The sequence below is a fragment of the Pseudoalteromonas gelatinilytica genome (genome assembly GCF_001641615.1).
Classification (GTDB): domain Bacteria; phylum Pseudomonadota; class Gammaproteobacteria; order Enterobacterales; family Alteromonadaceae; genus Pseudoalteromonas; species Pseudoalteromonas gelatinilytica.
Genome location: NZ_LRRU01000018.1, coordinates 344,911 through 367,123, shown reverse-complemented (window position 1 = coordinate 367,123; position 22,213 = coordinate 344,911). Strand labels below are relative to the sequence as shown.

Sequence of the window (22,213 nt, the reverse complement as noted above, 5' to 3'; positions counted from 1 at the left end):
CGTCCTTAAAATTGCTTTAAGATTGACTCATCATAACGTTCTGCATCAAGCGAGAGATTGTATTTATCTGCAACACTATCAAGCTCTGCCTGCTTAATTGCCAACTCATCCATGGTAATAGTGTTGTCATCAAGTTGCCATAACAAACGTGATCCCGCATAGCTGTAATGAATTGCTAATAAAGCATCTGCATTGCCCTCACGCCCTGCTGCTTTTAACTTTGGCATTTTACGGGTGATTTTATTAAGTGCTTTTTTAAGCTCCCACACATAGACAATTTCAGTCATGTAATCATGATTGCGGTATTTATTAAGCACAAAGCCCACCAGCAAACTACATACAACAACACCTAGTAGGTTCCAATGAAAATGGCTACCGCTTGGGTCAGGAAATAACGCTATTAACGTTTGTGAAATGGCTAAACTACCAACGGCTAGACCAATTACACAAGCAATAATCACTTGATTTAAATGTTTGCGGTAACGGGCTTTATCTATTTGAATAAGTTTCATAACAACCTAAAAAACTTGTGAAAAATAAAAAGTGAAAAAAATTTCACCCCTTTTTTATTTGCCAGCCGTTTTAGCTATGAAAGCAATTATCCTAAGAGGAACGGCTATGCATACTTTACCACTAAACTCAGCAAGCTTGAATAACAGCAATGCTGCTTTAAAGACAACCGCAGCAATTATTGGCGGCGGTGTCATGACCTTTGCAGCATTTGCATTTATGCAGTACTTAATTTCTGCTGAGCAAAGAGCCGATGTAAAAACAGGCCCTGATATCACGGTTGAAATTTATGAAGTACCAGAAGACTCAAAAGTGCAAGTAAAGCAAACACTGCCGCCACCGCCAGTTGCTAAAATGCCACCAAAAGTACCACCGCGCCCAACCATTGATACGACCGACACTGTTATAGTTGCGGATTTAACACCAACGATGACATTCGATAACATTGGCGACACGCTTAGCAAAAGCATTAATCAACCAACGGGAGATGCGACACCTATTGTACGTATAAACCCTAAATACCCTCCGGTAGCAGCTCGCGATGGCATTGAAGGCTGGGTGCAAATTAGCTTTAGTATTTCACCGACAGGCGAAGTGATTGACCCTGTTATTATTGATGCTGAGCCTAAACGGGTATTTGACCGTGAAGCAATTCGCGCGATTAAACGTTGGAAATATCGCCCTAAAGTTGTTGAAGGTGTGGCACAATTACAAACAAACCAAAGCGTTCAACTTGATTTTAAAATAGATGGATAACTGCCTATGCTAATGAGCATCAAGACATGGTTATTTGACAAGCCAAACACAGATTGTTTGGCGCAGTATGCCAAAACGGGCGACAACCGTTACCTTAACCAACTCGTTGCTCAATACGGGAACGATCTTTATCACTATCTAGTTACCCAAAGTGATAAAGATCTTGCCCTTGATATATGCCAGCAAACCTGGTTAAAAGTCATTGATAAACGCGACTTTTACAATGATCAAAACAACCCAAAAGCGTGGCTTTTTCGATTAGCTCGTAATTTATTAATTGATGAATTTCGTAAGCAGCAAAAGTTCGTTGAATTAGAAGACAACCAACTATTTTCTGAATCTCAGGATGCAAGTTATCACTACGACTATGAAGCCTTTGATAAAGCACTTATGGCGCTTAGCTTTGTACAACGTGAAGCGCTGACCTTACAACAAGAAGGCTTTAGTCTCGAAGACATTGTTGCAATCACACAAAGTAACCCAGAGACCATTAAAACTCGGCTGCGATATGCCCGTCAAAACCTGAAACAACAACTAGGAGGCCATCATGAAGCGTAACGACGAGCAATTCGATGCTGATTTAAAAGCACATTTTCAAAAACGTAAGGCAGAGCACAGCTTAAGCAGCGACAAGCTTTCAGACATGCAAAAACCACAGTCAGCAACGCCAAGGCCACAGCGCTTTTTAGGCTTACAAATGACCGGTGTTTTTGCTGCTTTAGCGATTCTTGGTTTTGTCATGCTGCAATACAACAACCGCGAGTTAACCGATGTTTATGCAGTAGATTTATCTGATTATCAATGGCTTGAAGTACACGAACTCGACGCTAAAGGCAGCTATGTGAGTAATCTTAAACAACAAAAACAAAACCTAGATGCGAACTACCAACAAGCATTAGCCAATCACCAAGCCCGTACCAGCTTCACCGGCCGTCTCGTCAGTGTTGATAACGACTGGTATATCGCCGACTGCGAGCAAAATGTCATAGTACAAATAAAGCAATCACTCCTTGAAGAGCTACAAAAACACGGCACCCTAGATACTCATATTCACCAAGGTGACCTACTCGCCCTAGACCAAAACAAACAAGGCCAAATCATCGCACTCAAACAGCTAACCCATGAGGCGAAAAATTGTACGAGTTAGCGAGCTCGTAGGTTGGGTAGAGCGTAGCGAAACCCAACACACTCAGAGCTGTCAGATTTAAAAAAGTTAGCGAGCTACAAGGGGAAAGAGTAAAGGAGTTCGTAGGCTGGGTAGAGCGTAGCGAAACCCAACACACTCAGAGCTTTCAGATTTAAAAAAGTTTGCGAGTTACAAGGGGAAAGAGTAAAGGATTACCGTAGGCGTGAAATTTATTTCGCGCGATGGTTCAACGAGCCGTCAGCTCTCAGATTTAAAAAGTTATCAGGCTACAAGAGTAAAGTCGCAAGCTTTTAGGTAGCAGCGGGTTTACCCCGCGTAGATAGTTTCGAAAGCCATCTGCTATTGACGTCAGCTTTCAGATTTAAAACCAATAGCTTTAAGTTGAAGGTTCAACCTTGTGGCTAAAAAGCTGATAAACAAGTATCAATCTGAATTTTTTACTTCACCAATCAACTTTTGTAATCCTATATACCATTGATTGCTAGCTGCCGTACTTGATCTAATTAAATGCTTTTTATGTATAGATAGCTGTGCTTTAATTGTCTCTTTCCATTGCTCATCTTTTGGCTTGGCTTCTAAGACTTGTTCAAACGCAAATAACATACTAGAAAAAAACCATGTATATTTTGCATATTGCTCATCATTATCAGTTCGTGGTTCATATTTACCACTTGCAAGCACTGGATTCTCCATGCACATAAGTAAATATTGCTGGTAAATACTATGTGCCTGTGCAGATGCTGTTGAGCTTCGTCCCACTTGAACTTGCCAGTACGCAACACATAGAGCAAAAACAGCTAAAATTAAACTAAAGACAGGGACTAAATCTATAAATAGTCCGCAACTAACCTCTAAACCTTTCATAACAACCCTTAATAAAAAATTAACTAAAGAGCTTTCTCAAAGCATGGTTTAACTTCAAGAGTAATTCTTTTTGTAGACCATTCACAAAATAACTATCCCCACTTAGATTCATGTACTTTTCACAGAAGAACCAATCTAAGCTTTTGAGCTCATTTGTTATTGTTTTTTTCCAGTTAGGATTTTCCTCAACAATTTCAGCCAACCCTCCCAGAATAAAAAATATCTGTTTATAAAACACTTTATATTCATGTGAATTTTGGATGAACTTTTCATTCGAGCTTGGCTCTGCTAACAAGTTATGGTTCTTTGCTAATAGGTTTAAGTACCTTTGATATTGCTCCTCAGCTTTACTCTTAATAATAGTATCGTTATTTTTCTGTCTTTGTGTACGAGTGTAAGATTTTTCAGCTTTTTTAATAAGCTCCTTTAACTCACTACTCCAACCATCCTTTTTGTAACGATCATTTTGATAAATATACCAACCATGCTTTTTTATTTGAGGAATAAGTGTAACTTCCCAGTCATCATCACCTTTCATAGCTTCAACAACTGTTTCGAAGTGATATAACATATTTGCAACAAACCATTTATAGTGATTTTTTAGCTCATAATTTTCATCTAATTTAGCAATGTTAGGGTGCGCAAATTGGGGGTATTCCATAGCTAATTTTAAATATTCACTATATGCCGAATGCGCTATTAATGATTGATTATGCTCCTTAGTAACATCTGTTTGTTTCTTAATTGAATGTAACTGTTGTAAACCATAAAACGCTAAAAAAGCAGTTAAAATAGCTATATTCATAGTCGCCAAGGCATTTAAAGCAGTCCAAATTTCAGTTTCACTGCTCAAAGGTATGATCGAAAAATATGTAACAAGTAAATTTAGACTAACAAAAATAAAAAGCGCTAAGATAGTTTTTTTATTCATCTTCAACTTCTACCGCAATCCAATCTGTAAGAGCTCCTGGCAAACCTGACATCGGATGTTTATGTAAATTCTTTTCCCAATGTTCTATCCTTTCCTTTGTAGCTTTTTTAGAGTGTTCGTCAGTCGATAGAAAACTCTCTACTGCTTTCTTTAACTCATTGCAATCATCTAAAGATAAGTTTTTATAAGAAAGGGTACTGATTGAATCATTTAATCTAACAAGTGCATTCTCAATGTTTTCCAAGTGTTTTTTATTTTTAGACTTATACTCTATTATTGGTAAATAACCTACAAGTCTCATGGGAACAGGAGTTGCTTGAGGACGAGGTTTACCTTGTGACATCATTAATGGATCTATATCTGCAATAACTAAAGCACTCTCTTCTCCTAGAGCCTCACTTGATTTGCCATAATAAATCCCTTTACCCCATCCATGATAAGGAGTTATAAAATCATTAGAAGATTTATTTTCCAGCCAACTATCTAACCCTATAAAACAGCTCCCCCCCCTGCCATGACCTTTAGAAACAGCATTACAAAAAATCGTACTAAAGCCATTTGCTAACATCGCACTTTGCCCAAACAACCAGTAGTCTTCAGTTCTAGTTGTCATTGCAGGTATAGATATAATACTTCTTCGGTAAGGGTCTTTATCTTGATCTTGCCGAGTCAAATAGTTTGAAATATTTTTAAGGTCACCAAGTGTTGCATTACTCTCTTCATCATCTGTTTCTGTTCTTTTAGTATCAAAATGGTTTCCTAATTTTATCCACTCCGAGTTTAAGTCATTATAATTGGTTGGGTTTGTTAATAAGAACAACTCAGCACAAATAAGCTCTTGAATGAAGTTTAATGGCCTAATGTGACCCTCATTCCATAACTTCTTTAACTCATTTAATGACAAATCTTTTTTTGAGTCTATGTAATCGTTAATTAACGATATCTCATAATTAACATCTTCAACTTCATTTAATGAATCCAATTTTTTTAAGCTACTTTTTACTTTTATTAATCTTTTATCACTTGCTACAACTTCGTCATTAAAACTAGCAAAAGTAAATAAAGGCTTTAGTAGTGCACTCGACGGTTTGATTAATTCATTTGAAGCTGGCGAAGCATACTTTTTTGAGCGGTTTAATAGAACAACATCGCCATCATAGGGTATTAACAATGTTAAAACGGCTTCATAATTATTTATAAATAAAGACTTTTCACTCTTACTTGAACATCCTATTCTTAGCTCATGCTCTCTATTTGGATATATATTCGGTGAATACCTATATGTTCCAGCCAAAACTGAGATTTTATATTTTTTTAACTTTGATTTTAGCCATATTATTGTATCTTGCTGAACAGAATATTCTGGCAAAACCAGATACTCAACCTTAAGTTGAGCACATGTTTCTATAACTCTCTGCAAAATAGCCTGTCTTCTGCGTTCCTCTTTTTCGTATATACCCTTTTCATCTTTCTCTATGTCATCAAAGTTTGGAAATTCATAACCACAACCCAACTTATCATTGAGTCTTAGCTGTAAAAATGCCGCTCTTATATGGCTTGGCGACTTTGTATTACCGCGACGGTTCCATCCCATAATTTGGCTTTCATAGAAACTAGATCTATTAAAGTTGAATCCATCATTTACATTGCTTTTTGTATTTTCTTGTCTCTTATTTTCAAACTCTGACTCTTTCCTCTCACAATTATCATGCTCCATCTCACGAAGAGGCACATTTTGATTTTCGTTGTTATTATGAGGCGTTTTAACATTATCAATAGTATTTTGTTGAGGAGAGTCAACTGAAATATCTGACTTTTCCTCTGAGGCAGGCTCCGAACTTGAGCACGTTTTATTAAAGCTCAAAGTATTTTCAATTAAACCATACCTAGAACCTAAAATAGAGATATAAATTGGCCGCTTGTCGTCTTTGGTAGTTTCTACCCAGTCACTTAATAGCTCTCCATTAACTGATTTTGTAGAGGGCTTGTCACCACCTGCTATATTTACTTGCCATTTATTAATATCCCACCGCTCTAAGTACTCATTTTTACTACTGTTATAATTAAAGTGCTTACTTTCAACATCGACTAATCTTACTTTGCTTTGTTCAGAATAAATTGGGTCTAGCAACTTCAGGAAAGCCTTTATTTGGCTGAAAGTATCAACTAAAGCATTTTTATCATCTAAGCTTAATGGGCTACCACTAGGTGCTTGCGGCTCATGCTCTATTGGCCAAAATTCACGGGGGTTAGCTGAGCTTTTCGTTAGTAGTTTGACTAAAGTAGAACTTCCTCCTAAAGCTTCCCCAATTTTTTTAAACTTTTCGCTATATACCCTATTATCAGTAACAATGAATTTAATTTTTATCAGTGCAAGTACTAGCCAACCAGCAGTTGTTATTTTGTCGAATTTTGTTTGTGGTGTATTTAACTCTATAAGGTTTTTAAAATATTCGACCAAGCTACTTATATTATTTAACTCTTTACCTAGTACAAGAGTCGTCTCCTCAAAACCAATAATTCCGGCTAAATCCAATTCATCGTAATTAGTATCACCAATTCTGTTTATGGCTTCTTGTTCAAACACAACTCCTTTTAAAAATGACTCTGTGTAATTATAAATACACCCGAGCAATGCACTTCCTCTTTCTCTCTCAAAAGTGTTTTCTGTATCAAATAAATCGCTTTCAAACAAAGAAAATAAAGAAGACCAAAAAGCTGGCTCTTTTCTATCCTCATAGGTAGTTGGGAGCTTATTGTTAAAGCTTTCAAACCAAGAAATTGGTACTTTTAATAAAGCAGTTTTTAAGCCTCTAGAGTATAAAGAAGGTAACTCACCATTATTTTCGGGTCTGAAAGAAGTAGTCATTCGCTCTCGCATTAAGCTCGACTCTAACTCAGAAAGCAAAGCAAAGGCAGACTGGTTTTCTGAGCGTTTTTCATCTGGAAAATTTGATAAAAACTTTAGTGTTCTCTCAATTCGTGGAGGGATAGAGTCTTGATTATCAAACTCACCGACTTTATGAGCCCAATATACTGATCCATTTAGCTTTCTTAAACTACTTTTTAAAACTTGCTCTATAGGCGAGTTTTGGCTTGAATCAACTTCAATCTCAGCATATTTATCTAATTCTTGAGTAAAACCCAACAAATCAGTTAAAGCTATTCCAGCCCTCCACAGGTACCCCTGTTTTTTATAGATTTCATGAGCTCTCAACCCTCTTTTACCATCACGGATAAAAGCGAACGGAAGCGGTGTATTGATAGTATCTTTAGCAGGGCTTAGAACACATACTGTATTTTCAGTTTCACCGTCCTCAATTAAGTTAGACATGGCAATATTACACCAAGCAGGTATGCGTTCTTTATCATTAGACTCTTTTTTTACCAATGCTCTATATGTACTAGCAACCCATTTTAATGTCTTTGCTGATGGCTCTGTATGAGTTGGGGCATCGGTGTATATTTTTTTTGCCGGAAAACCTGGAGCTAATTGAAATTCAAATACTTTAATTTTTTCGTTTAAAATAGGTGTATTAACTTCTCGCCATCTAGTTACTTCATTATGCTCTTTTGAGGATAAAAAAATATTATCCTTATCAACCAAGTCATCTTCTTTATCAAACAACTGAACCTTTCTTAAAGCTTCGATTTCTCGATGTTTCGCTTCGCGTTCTTGAACTTTTGCTGTATGCCCATAAATTATATTAGTTTCTAGAGGTATTTTAGGAATTAATTGCGTACCTTCTATTTTAAGCAGCTTACTTGCTTGCAAAACGTTTAATAACTGACTTTTATGTGTCACCGTACACAAAAACTCAATCGCTCTTTTTTTGTCAATACTCATTCAGCAGCGCTCCCTGCTATCAGTGAAAACAACTCCAAAGTACAACTTTCAGGTATGTCTTTTTTTAAGTTACTAATATGTCCTTTTACTTTTGCTAATCCATCAATTTCGTCTAACCCCAATGAATGATATATCTCTTGAAGTAGCATACAAATTTGGTAAAGCTCCCCAACTAGACTATCTTCAAATTCGTGTAGCCCGATGTATCTTTTTTGGTAAAGTTCTGCATTTGTAAATGTCAGACGCCTAAGACTTTTTGCTAATGGAGAGTTTTTGTTAGATGTTTGCTTAGGCATATCTTCCTTTGATTTCATAAGCATTTTATAAGCTTCCCATTCGAGGTATGTTAGCTTTTGCCAATAAGTTCTAACAAGCTCTTTAGCCGAAACACCCCAACCATGTATTGCATATTCACTTAGTGATGAACCATAGAATTTCAATTTTCGAAAAAAATCTTCACTTGAGACTAACTTTAATATTATTTTTCTTACTCTGTCTTTTGTTTCTTTTTCTTGATTAGTTAACCCATCATCAACCCAACTAAAAGACTCAAAGTTACTTTTTAGTCCATCTAAAGCGATCAATAGTGGATCTTCCCAGAAACATTCATTCTTACATAAAGGAGTATTAATATTTGATACAGTACGTGACCATTCAACGAGATAGTCTTTTATTAACGGCTCAACCGGCTCAGGTTCTAATGTTCCACTATTAAATTTAGATGCGGCAGCATACCATAGCCATTTTGATACTTTTTTTAGATCATTAAGCCTTAAATCTTCAGAATTAGCAGCCATGTAAACTTTTTTAAGAATCATTGATACTTCAGAAGCATAAAGTGACTTATCATTTAATAAGCCAAGCGCCTGATATCTCTCAATTTTATCAATAAACTTAAGCTCATTGAAATCGATAGGTTGCTCAACGCCAGTTGGCCCAGAAGCAGCTAACGCTTTACCCTTACCTAAATACCTTAAAAAATCATCAGGCTTCATAGCCGCTGGCTGCTCTTTTGCAACTATTTCTAATTGCAAATCTTTAATTGAACCCTCTAACGTACTTCGAAATTTTGCGAGTAGGTTTGCACTATCAGCAATAATAACCATGTCGTCAACATACCTAGCATAATGGGCTGGGCTATAATCAGTATCTTCATTTTTATAAGTTTGAATAAAATATCTAGCTGCTTCATCAACTTTGAACAATACTAAGTTAGCGATAAAAGACGATAAATCAGGCCCTTGAGGTATACCTTTTTGTGAGCTTTTTGTTTGAACCTCTCCTGTTTTGGAATCATAAAATGAATATCCAAAGCTTTGCTCTAAAATAAAGTTTATTAGAAAATCTTTTGTTCGGTTTTCTTTCTTTATTAGGACTGCAAACCTATCATTATCAAAAATATTTACAGGTATGCAGTTTCTTAATGCATCTCGAACGACATACCTTTGTAACTCATCGTAATATCTTTTAAGGTCAAGCCTTACCATATGCACTAAAGGCATTTTTTTAGCTACTGTAGATATAGATGCTGTGAAGTCTTTCCAAGAATCAAAGTAAGGTCTAAACATTCCTTCTTTTTTAGGCGGTGCCCCTTCAATTAATTCCATGTCAATTTGATATGCAAAACTCAAGACAACATCTTCTCTGACCGGATTACCTGTGGATGCAGATAAATTATCATCTCTGTAATACCGTGTAGCTGGTATGCAATCACTTAATCTTCGATGAGACTTATCAGTGTGTTTTAGTGGAAAGTTATCGTAAGACTGCGTCAAAAGTTCATTCATTAAGTACTGATGAGAAATCAAATCTTCAGCACAATGCATGTGCATAATGCGAGCTTCAGGGTCACCAATTTTTCTTGAAGTTTTAAAAGTATTTAACGGTTCAAGTGGTCGCAGATCAGTGTTTAAGTTGAAGCGATCTTCTAATATAGTCTCAACAGCAACTGAACTCATATCTAAGCGCCGCCACTCGGATATATCATTCGGCAAAGCACTTGATAACCCAGACGATTGTGCAACTTTAATAGCATGCTTAACCTTTGCTGAAATATCAGTTAAGAAGTCTTTATCAGTAAATTCTAAATCTTCAACGCCTAATTTATGCTTTGACTGACTTGCAAGAAATCCATACCAAGATTCTGTTTTGTATTCTTTTTCAAAATTATTTAAAAATTGCTCCTCATCGCGATTGATATTGTCAAAGACCTCACTCCAGGTTTTAGCAGCATTAAACTTTTTGGAATAAGGTAAGTCATTAAAAAATTCATTATTTCTAATACTATTAGTTGTAATCTTTAACTTTGATGCTAAATAGATTGCTGGTAATGGGTAATCAATCTGAAGGAGCTTTTCATTAGCTTGTTCTTGATTAGCCACTTGCTGCAAATATAAATCAGGATCAACTTTTGAAAGAGTGTTGCTATCATGCAATATAGATAATTCTAAAGAGCCAGGATCACTCGATTTTAAAAGGCTTTTAATTGCATTTGCAGTTGCTGTAATGCCAGCATTATCATTATCAAGAAATAGGTGAACATGCAGCACCTCTTCCATCTTTAAAGATAGTGAGCAAATGAGTTTTGTTTGTTCAGTTGAAAGGCTTGCGCCAAGAATAGCGACCGCTGCATAACCTAAAGATTCTAACCTTAAAGCGTCGAACAATCCTTCACAAATATAGAGGGATTGCTCGATGCCACGTGTTTTTTGCAGATTTTCAAATGCAGAGTTTGAACGATAGAGTATGTGTCTCTTTTTAAGCCCTTTGGTAAAAAGATACTTGGGTCCTTTAACATTTTCATTCGTTACTCCCCCTGCAAATCCTAATATTTTTCCAATTTCATTTTGAAGTGGGAATAATACACGCCCTTCTGAAAAGTGATCATAATACGATTGCTGCAGCTCTTGGATTAGTGGTAGGTAAAATTTGTGATTCTCATCTGAGTTTAGTGATTTTTTTATAAGCCCTAAACGCTCAAACTCATCAAATAAAATTAATTTTTCTGCATCTTTTAAATCTAAATTTGAGAGATGTTTTACCAGTAAGTTTTTTCCTGAAACTAGTGTAAGATTAGCTTTTTCGATAATATCTTGATTAAACCTACGAACTCCCACTATATAATTGGTAAGTTCACCGATATTTTGTTTATCTTTATAAACCTGCAAAGCATATAAGTAACAATCATTAGTAATAGTTGAAAACAAACTATCAACATTCTTAGAGTTATTGTTTCGGGGCATGCTGGAAAGAGTAATTCCATACTCGTTTGCTAACCACTTTACTGACTCTTTAAAGTCGACACCTTGAACTTGTTTTACTAACTCAAATATATTGCCGTGAGCATTACACGCAAAACAGTGAAATTGGGATCCACCTGTAGGGTTGTCATCATACAAACGCATTGAAGGTTTTGTGTCATCATGAAAAGGGCAGAGTGCAACTTTATTAGAGCCTTTAATCTCTGTGTCTATCCTTAGCCTATCACACAAATCATCAAGCTTAACCCTTGACGTTAACTCTGAAATTGCATCACTAAACTGCATTAGGTAGTCCTTTATTTTACCAACACTTTGTATTTCTAAAACTGTAAGTATACAGATTAAAAATGATTACCAATCAATGCTTAATGCTATAGAAAAAGTATGATTCAAGCAAAGATGATTTACTTTTTCAAAGCTTTTCTTTCTATATGGTAATCAGTTCAACAAAAACCATTTGCTTTCAATTCAACCTTAATCATCACACTTAAATTTTTCGTCCCATACAATAACGACCTCTTTACCTCACTTTTCCTACCAATAATCGCACATTGCTCTAATGTTAATAACAATTTAATGCTGAACCAGCTAGGCTAGTAACATCGTGTTTAAATATTATGGAGTTACCATGAAAAGGTCTTTGTTTAACAGTTTAATCATTGCCTCAATTAGCTTATCGAGCTTGCAAGCGTGTGCTCAGCCGGAGCAAAAGATTCCTCTCGATGCCAGCGCTAATAACTACAAACTAGAATTAGTAAGCGAAGGAATTCAAATTCCTTGGGGTATGGCTTGGCTTAACGAGCGTGACTTACTCGTTACTGATCGACGTGGCGAGCTTAGATTGATTCGTGATGGCAAACTCGTTGAGCAAGCAGTTAAAGGCACACCTAAAGTACATGATGAAGGTCAAGGAGGCTTATTAGATATAGAACTTGATCCGAACTTTGCCGACAATGGTTGGATTTACTTTTCGTACTCGGGCTATGAGGGCGATGGTGAGGGTTACAATACCTCAATTATGCGTGCCCGCTTTAAAGATATGGCTCTTGTTGATCAGCAATTATTGTTTGATGGCGAGCCAAATATTGAAACAACAAAACACTATGGTTCGCGTATTGAGTTCGACAAAGAAGGTTACTTGTACTTCTCTATTGGCGACCGTGGCAAAAGAGACGTTCACCCACAAAGCTTAGACTATGATGCTGGCAAAATTCACCGTATCAATAGCGATGGCTCTATCCCTAAATCAAACCCGTTTTATGACCATAAAACAACTCACAAAAGCATTTATTCGTATGGACACCGTAACCCACAAGGTATGGCAATGCACCCTGAGACGGGAGTTATTTGGAGCCATGAACATGGCCCTCGTGGCGGCGATGAAATCAACATAGTTAAAGCAGGTGCAAACTATGGTTGGCCTGAGATCACTTATGGGATCAACTACATTGGTACAAAAATTACCGACGAAACTAGTCGCGAAGGAATGGAACAACCTGATTGGTATTGGGTGCCTTCAATTGCTCCTTCTGGAATGGAATTTATCACCAGCGATAAATACCCACAGTGGCAAGGCCAAATTGCCGTAGGTTCGATGAAGTTTGGCCACCTTGTTTTGGTGAAACTTGATGGTGACAAAGTAACAGGCCACAGCAAGGTATTTGAAGGTGTAGGACGCGTTCGTAGCCTAGCCACCCACCCTAATGGTGATTTATATCTTGGTGTTGATGGTGTCGGTGTTTATAAGGTTGTACCGAAAATATAGCTATCAGATTTAAAACAAGTTAGCGAGTTACAAGGGGAAAGAGTAAAGGAGTAACCTAGGCGTGAAAGTTATTTCGCGCGATGGTTTCTGACGGCTGACGGCTGACGGCTGACGGCTGACGGCTGACGGCTGACGGCTATCAAACTTGAATGTGCGAGTTATCGAAATTCAAGCAATAAAAAACCACAGACTTCTCTGTGGTTTTTTACTTATAACTTAAGGCTTACAGCTTAAAGCTTTTATATCACAATAATACTCGTCACTAGGTAAGCGATGAAGGTTAATGCGCCGCCGAATAAGGCGTATGGCATTTGAGTTTTTACGTGAGTTAATAAATCACAGCCTGATGCAATGGCCGATACTGCGCTGGTATCTGAGATTGGCGAGCAGTGATCGCCAAACACACCACCACCTAAAATAGCAGCAATGACCAATGAAGGTGGTAACCCTAAAGCTTGAATGAGCGGTACACCAATTGGAATAAGAATTGCGAATGTGCCCCACGAGGTACCGGTGGTAAATGAAATTACCGCACCGGTTAAAAACAGCACTGGCACAACCAAGTAAATAGGTAAGAAATCACCGACTAGTCCGGCTACAAACACACCTGTACCTAGGTCTTTCAAGCTCGCGCCTAAAGTGAGTGATAGCAATACAATAGACACTAATGGCAGTAACTCACCCATACCTTTAAAGCCAATATCAACCAGCTTATGGTGTGTAAATTCGCGCGAGCTAATCATTAAGAAGTAAGCCACAACACAAGCTAAAATAGTTGCGTACAGCACTGATTTAGAACCACTACCGCTGGCAATATCGCCATCGCCAGTCCAGAACATAAAGCCAACCATACTACCAATTAAGGTGATAAGTGGCACAAGCATGTAACGTGCTTTTGAACCTTTTACTTCTTCGGCTACTTCTGTTTCTTGTTGTTCTAGGTTTTCTTCAGCTTGCTTAAGCGGGCCATGTACCTTGTCAAAAGTAATGGTGTAGAACACGATAAGTAAGGTGATAATGGCATAGAAGTTATAACCAATACTGCCCCACAATACCGATACCGCAGACTCTTCCATTTCGTAGTTGCCAAGTAGGCCGAGCACGTAGGCGCCCCAACCATTTAGCAAAATTAAGATACACACAGGTGCGCTGGTACTATCGATAATGTAAGCAAGGCGCGCTCGGCTCATTTTAAATTTATCGAATAAACCACGTGATAAAATCCCCGAGGTTAATACACTTAAGTTCGATTCAATGAATACCGCAATGCCTGAGAACATGGTTAAGTAACCGACTTGGCGCTTACTTTTAGCAACCCCTTTGTTCATCAGCAAATTAACTGTCGCAGCCACGCCGCCAGATTCACGAATGTAGGCAAGTAAGGCACCAATTAGAATACTAAAAATAAGGATACGGCTATTACCAGGAGAGCTGGCAACTTCGATGACTCGCTCAATAGTATTAATAAAGGTGAAAAACAAGGTATTACCTTCACCATTCAGAGCAAGTAAAAACTCAGACGACGCAACCGCGACCAATAACGCCATGATCACTTCTTTGCGCCAAAACACAATTAAGATAGCAATCAAGGGTGGTAAAATTGAATACCAAGACATAAAAACCCTTTTAAATTAAGAACAACATTTTATTTTTATTATGCGAAAACTCGCTAAGCTTAATGGCTTTGCCACCAAACTCAACTTAATTCGACTAGTGATTTAATATACTCTCATAAATCAGTGAGATAACAGAGCCATACTTACCCGTTTCGAAACGCTTGCCGACAAACTCGTAATTTTCTTGCGACCCTTCAATTGGGGTATGGCGCGCGTTGGTTAGTAGCACAATAGCAAGGTCGTACTCAGGATCAATAACGGTCACCGTGCCTGTCCAGCCAGTATGACCAAAAGCCCGCGGGCTGGCATAAGGGCCGAAATGCCATTTACGTGCTTGATGCCCCGCGCGTCGCCAACCTAAACCATAGGTCTCATCACTTGCTTGGGAGTTTGTAAATTGCTCAAGTACTTGTGGCGTAAAAATTTGCTTGTTGTCGTAGCCACCACCATTGAGTAACACCTGCATAAGCACGGATAAATCACCGGCAGTACTAAAAAGCCCGGCATGCCCTGCTACGCCACCTAAAGCATAAAACGCTTTTTCATCATGTACTTCACCTTGCAGTACATCGGTTCGAATATTTTCAAATTCGATGCGACCACCTCGGGTATTGCCATTAATCTCTGTGGCGGCAATGTGTGAAGCTAAAAAGCCTTTTTGCAATGGATTATAAACCGTATGCGTTAAACCAAGTGGCTGATAAATTTGGCTCTCAACATAGGTATCGAGCGCCATGCCACTAATACGCTCTACCAGCACACCAAGCAACATATAATCGATATCAGAATATAGGTGTTTTACGTTCCGACCAGCCACAAAAGGGACGCCAGTTAATAGCAGGTTTTTAGTACGTAGGCTGTTTTGAGAAAAAAAACGCTCACCAAATTTATTGTCTTTACGATGAAAATCGACCACGGCTGGGTAACCTGCACTGTGGGTGAGTAAATCTTTTACTAAGCGCTGCTCACGGCCACTGCCCCTAAATTCTGGTAGGTAATAAAACAGTGGCTTTTCTACGTCGAGTTTCCCTTCGCTGGCAAGCTTCATCAGCGCAAAGTTAGTGGCAAACATTTTTGAATTTGAGGCTATATCAAACAAGGTATCGTTTTGCATAGCTTGTGGGGTTTTCAGCTCACTGCCATCAGCATGGTACTTTTTAGCTGCGCCATAATGGCTTAGTTTAATCAACTTGCCATCTTTAACAACGGCAAGTACCGCGCCCGGAAAGCCCTCTTTAATCTCTTGATTAATTAACTCATCAACGGCACTAAAACGCTTTTGAGCGCTGTTTTTATCAAGCGTTGGGTAAGGAAAACGCAGGGTTAAACTTGCCCCTTCTGGCAATACATTTTCTACTTTATAGGTGTTAATGCCATCGCGGGTGCGTTTAGCCAAACTGTATTGATATATTTTTTCGGCTGTTAATGGTGAGGCAATATTAATTTTTTCACCATTTATGAAAATATTAGCACTGGTTGCATCTTGGTTTTCAATGATGATTTCACCGCGACCTTTATAGGCAGTAAATGTGCCCCTGTCGTTAACAAGCGCGCGACTACTCGGATCAAGTGCTGGAATACGCGCTACAACTTGTGCATTGGCCAGTGTTTTTGGCGCTGGCTCAACCGCTTGCTGTTGCTGCTGATATTCTTTAAATAACCGCTCACTCTTTTTAGGAAAGTATTTATCTAATAACGCAAAAAGCACAGCGGCACTTCTTGCATCACTATTGCCACTTACATGCCAAGGCAAAAAGTGCATTTGAAAAGCACTTAAGGCATCGAGCGTTTGCGAGTCAAGCTGACCTGTTGCAATCACCTCATAGCCGTAACTGCGCAATGCTTTTTGCATTAACTCAACAGAAGGCTTTGATGAACTAAATAGCTGCCAATACTTATCAACGGTGTCGCTTTCATACCACGCACCGATACCTGCTTTATACAGTTGAAACCAAGGAAAACGCGGACCTGGATCGTTCTTACGGCTTGGGGCAATATCCGAATGGCCAATAACTTGAGTTGGGCCGATATCTGGGTTCCGAGCAAGAATATCTTTGCTTAGCTCGATTAGTAGCTCAATTTGTTTGGCATCATAGTCTGGAAAAATACATAACTTACTGGCGTCATTTTCCATCGCAAGGTTTGCTTGCTCAGGAATATGACAGCTTGGTACATTCACTATTTCAATACCAATTGAATGGTCATTTAAATCTTCTCGGCCTTGCCAAAAACTGCGTCCGGCGTGCCATGCTCTATCTTTTTCATCAACCAGCTGAATAATTTCTAAATCGTCTTTTGGATAACTAGGATCGCCTGATTCAGGTAATAAATAATGTGAACTTAAGCCCCCTTCATCCACGAGCGCACGCATTGATTTTTCGTAATCAATGGCGGTGTAATGCATCACTAAAAACTTAACACGATGGCTGTAATTAGCTGATTGTGTGTATGTATATGGATTACTGGCACAGCTTACTAATAATACCGCACTACTGAGATAACACAGCTGTTTAAGTAACGTTTTCAAAGGGGTAAAACTCATAACAGATTCATACCTGATGATTTAAGCGTTGACGATTCTCAACAATACAGTAGCAACACCCACTTAACATGTAAAATATTTTATTTCACAATTAAAGAATAAAAAGCATACATTATCGCTAAGTTACTAAAAATAGAGCTATCTCAATAATTAGTGTTGTATCTATTATGGAATAAAACTATATTATTCCATCTAAATTAAGAAAAATATTCCAAACTTAGGTCTGCTAAAACAAAAATAAGTCGTCGTGTTAAGCAAACAATGCGCCCAAGCCCTGTGTTTATAATAGAACCATCGCTTTGCGTTTTGACTAAGTTAAGCAAACAAAGTGAGCCCTATGTCTACTTTTGTAAAAATTAAAGCCTTACGCCAATCTCTATCGAGCAGCGAAGCTAAGCTTGCTGACTTTACGTTAAATTCTGCGAATGCGATTCGTAATTTATCATCGGTTGAACTAGCAAAAGTGGTTGGTGTAAGCCAATCAAGTGTGGTGAAGTTTTCGCAAAAGTTAGGTTATAAAGGCTTCCCTGCTTTTAAACTTGCAGTAATTGATGCCCTTAACGATGAAAGCAGCGAACCTAAGCTACATGGCAAGATCACTCTGAATGACTCGCTAGAGCAAATCGCCGAAAAACTATTAAGCAGTAAATTGGCGGTGTTAACCGAAACCAAAAACCTCAACGAAGCGCCGGCAGTCGAAAAAGCGGTAGAGCTATTAAAATCAGCAAAACGTATTCTGATTTGTGGTTTAGGTGGCTCAGCGCTGGTTGCAAAAGATTTTTCTTATAAATTACAAAAACTCGGTATGCCTGCAATTGCAGAACCAGATGGTCATGCACAACTTGCGTATGTTGCGACCTTTTCTAAAGGTGACTTGGTCATCGCGATAAGTGAGTCAGGTATGACTCGCGAAATTGCCGAAGTTGTTAAACAAGCTAAGAAAAATTCAAGCTCGGTGATCTCAGTGACTAAATTTGGCAGCAGCCTTGTTGCCGACTCGGCTGATGTAAAACTTTACTCGGTTGCTGAAGGCGAGTCTGTGCGTTTATCATCGATTTTAGCGCGTACGGCGCAAGATTTTGTCATTGATATTTTGTTTATTGCTCTAACACAGTCGAGCCGCCAAGGTCGTAAGTTACTAGAACATTCTAATGAAGTTGTTGGCGAATTTAAGAATAACTAATTTCTTGGTTGATGATATATAAATTTTAAAAAGCAGCTTAAGCTGCTTTTTTTGTGTCTAATTTTCAGATGCTGTTTACCACGTCCCTTTGCCCTCTAAGCCTTTAAATAATTGCGATAAGCGACTGACTAAAAAGTCATAATTTCTTACAAAATTCTCCAACCAATAATTTAGCACCCAGCTAAAGCAAGCCATTACTGAACTTTACCTAAAATGGGTTATATATTTTATTCCTAAAAACACACCTTTAAATAAAAAAATATTCTTGACCACACCCAATAACACCTGTTTAATATATGGGCAACATAATTTTAAAGTTCATAAGTCTCAATTGGGTAAGTAGTCCATCAAAGCATATAAATATAAGGACGGGAAACAATGAAACAACATGCATCCACACTCGCAATGAGCTATATAGCCAAAGCGACTAACAATGCACTTCGCGCAAAGAAAACAGCCTTAACCGGTGTTGTTATGGCCGCGGCACTCGCCAGCGCACCAGCCTTTGCAAATCTAACTGGTAGCATCAAAGGTAAAGTATCATCACCTGAAGCGCAGCAGTCACTGGCGGGGATCACCGTTACAGCAAAAAGTAGCGTGATGCCAAAAGCACGTACCGTCGTTACCCGCGAAGATGGTAGCTACGACTTACCGCAGCTAAAACCAGGTACTTATGAACTGACTTTCACCGATAAAAACGGTGTAACTCAAACCATGACTGTGGATGTTTTACTTGAACAAACATCAAGCTTAAATGTCACAATGGGTGGCGCTAAAGAAAATGTTGAAGTAATCACAGTAACTGGCAGTAAGTTATTCCGTGAAGGTAAATCTGCACTCACTAACTCATTAGGTGAAGAAGCAATCAACAGCGTGCCAGTTGGTCAAGATTACCGCGACCTATTAAAACTAGTACCGGGTGTTGAACTATCTGAAAACGCAACTCTTGGCCCATCAGCCGGTGGTTCTGGTGTTGATAACTCTTACGGTTTCGATGGTGTTGATGTTTCACTCCCTATGTTTGGTAACTTAGCATCAGAGCCATCAACCCATGACGTTGCATACGTAACTATGGACCGTGGTGGTGCAAAAGCGGTTGGTTTTAACCGTTCAGGTGGCTTCTCAATCAACACCGTATCAAAATCAGGTACTGACGAATTCCACGGTAATGTTGAATACAAAGTTCAACCTAAAAGTTTAGTGGCGACTCCGACAGGTCAAGAAAGCTATGAGCTTGATAAAAGCTGGCTTACAGCGAGTTTAGGCGGCCCACTTATTGAAGACACTTTATACTTCTACACTTCTTATTTTCGTCCTGAAGAAACTCGAACCAATAAAGATACCGCGTATGGTGAAGTAAAAGACTATAAGAGTGTTCGTGATGAATACTTTGGTAAGTTAACTTGGGCACCAACAGACGATATTTTAATTAATATTTCACAGCGTACCTCAGAAAAAACCATCGAAGGTCGCTCAATTGGCGCTTACGAAACAGACAGCGTCTCTGCAGGTGATATAGCCAACCAAGATATCTTTACATTAGATGGTTCATGGATTTTAGGTGACGCAACAACCCTTTCATTCCAATACAGTAAATTTGAACTTGAGTCTGGTACCACGCCAGATACAGAGTTATCTGTAGTGCCATCGTTAACGGGTCAACTAGACATCAGCAATCTCGCTGAAATGGGTTACTTCAGTGTACCAAGCTTATTAGATGCTGATGATAACTACACAGCAGAGCAAATTGCTGCATTTAATGCAGGCGCTGCACCTCTAATTGCACAATACGGTTATACTGAAAACGGCGAATTGCTTGGCGGTGGTGGTGTTGGTGCGTATTACCAATACGATAATATCGACTTCTACCGTGATAGCTTCGAGTTAAACCTAGAGCATGAATTTAGCTGGGGCGATACTTACCACACGTTACATGTAGGTGGCGAATGGAAAGAAGGTAAAGAAGTACTGTCTCGCCTTTCAAATGGTTGGGGTAGCATCTCTTATGTTGGCGGCCTCGACGAGAGCTTAGAAGAAGGCAGCTCAGCACCAGTTATTTACCGTGCTCGCGTGCAACAAATGAGCTTAGTTGCTGGTGAAGACGCCGTTTCTGCTATCAACTCAGAAATGGAAACGCTGAACTTCGAAATCAACGATACCATTGAAGTAGGTGATTGGACTTACAACATCGGTGTGTTGGTGAGCCGCGATACTTGGTATGGCCAAGGTCTTAAATCGGCATCTGGTACCATCTCGGGCTATGAATTAGCACCTGGCGAAAAGTACAAAATGTACCAAACAGATTGGTCAGATATGATCCAACCGCGTTTAGGTGCAACTTGGAATTATGCAGATCAAGACTCAGTATTTGCAAACTTCTCAATGTATAACCCTGAAGCAAGCTCTCTTGCACGTGCTGCATCTTGGGACCGTAATACCCGTGCCGAAATTGAAGTTGAATTTGATGAAGCGGGTAACGTAATTTATGCAGAGCCGCGCCAAGGTTCATCAGGTAAAGTATTTGCTGATGACTTAACACCTCGTCAAATCAAAGAGTTTACACTTGGTACCACTAAATATGTGGGTTCTGATTTAGTGTTACGTGCTCACGTACGTCACCGTAAGGCGTCGCATTTCTGGGAAGATATGCCAAATAATGCGCGCTTAACTGACTACTCTGGTGTTGATGCTGAAGGCGTGCCACAACATATTGCAGACAAAGGTTTATATGTCGATAACCTAGATGAGATCCGTAATGAAATTGGTGGTTCATCTTATGTTATCGCTGAAGTAGATGGTGGTGAGACTAAATATTGGGAAGCTAGCATCGAAGCTGAATACTTAGGTGAAAACAGCTACATCAATGCTTCTTATGTTTGGAGTCATTATTACGGTAACTTCGACCAAGATAACACTACCGCAACAACAGATGCTAATACCTTCATTGGTTCATCGAACTATGGTGATGGCCGCGGTCGTTACCCTTGGGATTACAAATACGGCACACTATCAGGTGATAAACCGCATAAAGTAAAAGTGTATGGTTACTACACTGTGCCATGGGATGCGAACATCGGTGCATACTTTGTATTCCAGTCGGGTAAACCTTGGGAAGCATGGGATGGTTCAATCTACGGTTACTCAAGTGGCACCACGCGCTACAGCGAGCCTGCAGGTAGTCGTCGTAGCCCAAGCCATTGGCAACTTGACTTAAACTACACCCAAGACTTTAGATTCTCAGGTGACATGGAATTACAATTCCGCGCTGATATCTTTAACGTATTTGACCGTCAAACAGGTTATAACAATAACCCTTATGTCTCGTCAGAAACCTTTGGTGAGTATCGTAACTACTACAGCCCACGTCGCGTGCAGCTGTCGTTTAACTTCAAGTTCTAAGTTAATCAATCCTGTTGGGGGCCGCCATTGCGGCCCTTTTTTATGCCTCAAAAACAGTAAAAGCTTAAATTGTACAAAATGCTTTTGCTGCATCCATATTAGTCGCTTCTTTCATAAAGTAGTCGAGCTGTACCGTTCGGGTTGTCGCTCGCGACTCACTGTTACTTGTACTTGCCTGCCACTGCCAATTTTTAAGCGACTCTCGCGACACATCGACAAATAGCCCTTCGGGGAAGCTCTCTACAAAACGGATATCGGTGGTATTACCTTGTTTATTTATGGTAATTAAAAAGCGCGCACAGCCCGTCTGTTTGGCAATTTCTGCTGCTTTAGGATAACTGGGCTTTGTTGCGTGTTTAAGCATCCACAGCTGCTCTGCTGCGTTTTTATCAT

14 protein-coding genes are annotated in these 22,213 nt (G+C 39.0%); 6 read left to right on the top strand and 8 right to left on the bottom strand.

The window, feature by feature from the left end; translation table 11 throughout:
* Positions 1-5: 5 nt before the first annotated feature.
* Positions 6-512 (bottom strand): DUF3087 domain-containing protein, encoded by a 507-nt coding sequence (locus NH153_RS10280; RefSeq protein WP_063703447.1) that lies wholly within the window; start codon positions 510-512, stop codon positions 6-8.
* 106 nt (positions 513-618) lie between these two features.
* On the opposite strand from NH153_RS10280, the gene NH153_RS10275 reads away from it, so the two are divergent.
* Genes NH153_RS10275 through NH153_RS10265 form a run of 3 tightly spaced genes read left to right on the top strand, consistent with a single transcriptional unit; the run spans position 619 to position 2,413 of the window.
* The gene (locus NH153_RS10275) at positions 619-1,266 is read left to right on the top strand and encodes an energy transducer TonB (protein ID WP_063703445.1); all 648 of its coding nucleotides are present in this window, start codon (positions 619-621) and stop codon (positions 1,264-1,266) included.
* A 6-nt stretch (positions 1,267-1,272) separates the two neighbouring features.
* Positions 1,273-1,824 carry an RNA polymerase sigma factor gene (locus NH153_RS10270; RefSeq protein WP_063703443.1) on the top strand — a complete coding sequence of 184 codons (552 nt, stop codon included), beginning with the start codon at positions 1,273-1,275 and terminating at the stop codon, positions 1,822-1,824.
* Positions 1,814-2,413: a hypothetical protein gene (locus tag NH153_RS10265; RefSeq protein ID WP_063703441.1), complete on the top strand. Its 600-nt coding sequence runs from the start codon at positions 1,814-1,816 to the stop codon at positions 2,411-2,413. Before NH153_RS10270 ends, NH153_RS10265 begins: the two co-directional genes overlap by 11 nt.
* 423 nt (positions 2,414-2,836) lie before the next feature.
* On the opposite strand, the gene NH153_RS10260 is transcribed toward NH153_RS10265, so the two are convergent.
* Genes NH153_RS10260 through NH153_RS10245 form a run of 4 tightly spaced genes read right to left on the bottom strand, consistent with a single transcriptional unit; the run spans position 2,837 to position 11,600 of the window.
* On the bottom strand, positions 2,837-3,277 hold the full coding sequence (locus NH153_RS10260; protein WP_063703439.1) for a hypothetical protein: 441 nt from the start codon (positions 3,275-3,277) through the stop codon (positions 2,837-2,839).
* Positions 3,278-3,296: 19 nt separating this feature from the next.
* A complete protein-coding gene (locus NH153_RS10255) occupies positions 3,297-4,208 on the bottom strand; it encodes a hypothetical protein (protein WP_063703437.1) in 912 nt (303 codons plus the stop codon).
* Positions 4,201-8,055 (bottom strand): hypothetical protein, encoded by a 3,855-nt coding sequence (locus NH153_RS10250; RefSeq protein ID WP_063703435.1) that lies wholly within the window; start codon positions 8,053-8,055, stop codon positions 4,201-4,203. The genes NH153_RS10255 and NH153_RS10250 overlap by 8 nt, the downstream gene beginning before the upstream one ends.
* The gene (locus tag NH153_RS10245) at positions 8,052-11,600 is read right to left on the bottom strand and encodes a CHC2 zinc finger domain-containing protein (RefSeq protein ID WP_063703433.1); all 3,549 of its coding nucleotides are present in this window, start codon (positions 11,598-11,600) and stop codon (positions 8,052-8,054) included. The genes NH153_RS10250 and NH153_RS10245 overlap by 4 nt, the downstream gene beginning before the upstream one ends.
* Before the next feature lie 343 nt (positions 11,601-11,943).
* Between NH153_RS10245 and NH153_RS10240 the strand changes: the two genes are divergently transcribed.
* Positions 11,944-13,080, top strand: a complete 1,137-nt coding sequence (locus NH153_RS10240) for a PQQ-dependent sugar dehydrogenase (RefSeq protein ID WP_063703431.1) — start codon at positions 11,944-11,946, stop codon at positions 13,078-13,080.
* Between the two features lie 239 nt (positions 13,081-13,319).
* On the opposite strand, the gene NH153_RS10235 is transcribed toward NH153_RS10240, so the two are convergent.
* Together NH153_RS10235 and pbp4b are read right to left on the bottom strand one after the other, a co-directional pair.
* Entirely contained in the window at positions 13,320-14,696 is a 1,377-nt protein-coding gene (locus NH153_RS10235; protein WP_063703429.1) for a Na+/H+ antiporter NhaC family protein, read from the bottom strand.
* 94 nt (positions 14,697-14,790) lie between these two features.
* Positions 14,791-17,238 carry a penicillin binding protein PBP4B gene (pbp4b, locus tag NH153_RS10230; protein WP_063703427.1) on the bottom strand — a complete coding sequence of 816 codons (2,448 nt, stop codon included), beginning with the start codon at positions 17,236-17,238 and terminating at the stop codon, positions 14,791-14,793.
* Between the two features lie 337 nt (positions 17,239-17,575).
* On the opposite strand from pbp4b, the gene NH153_RS10225 reads away from it, so the two are divergent.
* Together NH153_RS10225 and NH153_RS10220 are read left to right on the top strand one after the other, a co-directional pair.
* The gene (locus NH153_RS10225) at positions 17,576-18,421 is read left to right on the top strand and encodes a MurR/RpiR family transcriptional regulator (protein WP_054560797.1); all 846 of its coding nucleotides are present in this window, start codon (positions 17,576-17,578) and stop codon (positions 18,419-18,421) included.
* Between the two features lie 378 nt (positions 18,422-18,799).
* Entirely contained in the window at positions 18,800-21,820 is a 3,021-nt protein-coding gene (locus NH153_RS10220) for a carboxypeptidase regulatory-like domain-containing protein (protein ID WP_063703424.1), read from the top strand.
* A 64-nt stretch (positions 21,821-21,884) separates the two neighbouring features.
* Here NH153_RS10220 and NH153_RS10215 read toward each other — a convergent pair whose 3' ends face one another.
* On the bottom strand, positions 21,885-22,184 hold the full coding sequence (locus NH153_RS10215; RefSeq protein WP_063703421.1) for an energy transducer TonB: 300 nt from the start codon (positions 22,182-22,184) through the stop codon (positions 21,885-21,887).
* Between the last annotated feature and the right edge of the window lie 29 nt (positions 22,185-22,213).

What these genes read in the sequence shown, in the direction of transcription:
- NH153_RS10280 (WP_063703447.1), bottom strand. Translation starts at nt 512, where the DNA reads ATGAAACTTATTCAAATAGATAAAGCCCGTTACCGCAAACATTTAAAT.
- NH153_RS10275 (WP_063703445.1), top strand. Translation starts at nt 619, where the DNA reads ATGCATACTTTACCACTAAACTCAGCAAGCTTGAATAACAGCAATGCT.
- NH153_RS10270 (WP_063703443.1), top strand. Translation starts at nt 1,273, where the DNA reads ATGCTAATGAGCATCAAGACATGGTTATTTGACAAGCCAAACACAGAT.
- NH153_RS10265 (WP_063703441.1), top strand. Translation starts at nt 1,814, where the DNA reads ATGAAGCGTAACGACGAGCAATTCGATGCTGATTTAAAAGCACATTTT.
- NH153_RS10260 (WP_063703439.1), bottom strand. Translation starts at nt 3,277, where the DNA reads ATGAAAGGTTTAGAGGTTAGTTGCGGACTATTTATAGATTTAGTCCCT.
- NH153_RS10255 (WP_063703437.1), bottom strand. Translation starts at nt 4,208, where the DNA reads ATGAATAAAAAAACTATCTTAGCGCTTTTTATTTTTGTTAGTCTAAAT.
- NH153_RS10250 (WP_063703435.1), bottom strand. Translation starts at nt 8,055, where the DNA reads ATGAGTATTGACAAAAAAAGAGCGATTGAGTTTTTGTGTACGGTGACA.
- NH153_RS10245 (WP_063703433.1), bottom strand. Translation starts at nt 11,600, where the DNA reads ATGCAGTTTAGTGATGCAATTTCAGAGTTAACGTCAAGGGTTAAGCTT.
- NH153_RS10240 (WP_063703431.1), top strand. Translation starts at nt 11,944, where the DNA reads ATGAAAAGGTCTTTGTTTAACAGTTTAATCATTGCCTCAATTAGCTTA.
- NH153_RS10235 (WP_063703429.1), bottom strand. Translation starts at nt 14,696, where the DNA reads ATGTCTTGGTATTCAATTTTACCACCCTTGATTGCTATCTTAATTGTG.
- pbp4b (WP_063703427.1), bottom strand. Translation starts at nt 17,238, where the DNA reads ATGAGTTTTACCCCTTTGAAAACGTTACTTAAACAGCTGTGTTATCTC.
- NH153_RS10225 (WP_054560797.1), top strand. Translation starts at nt 17,576, where the DNA reads ATGTCTACTTTTGTAAAAATTAAAGCCTTACGCCAATCTCTATCGAGC.
- NH153_RS10220 (WP_063703424.1), top strand. Translation starts at nt 18,800, where the DNA reads ATGAAACAACATGCATCCACACTCGCAATGAGCTATATAGCCAAAGCG.
- NH153_RS10215 (WP_063703421.1), bottom strand. Translation starts at nt 22,184, where the DNA reads ATGCTTAAACACGCAACAAAGCCCAGTTATCCTAAAGCAGCAGAAATT.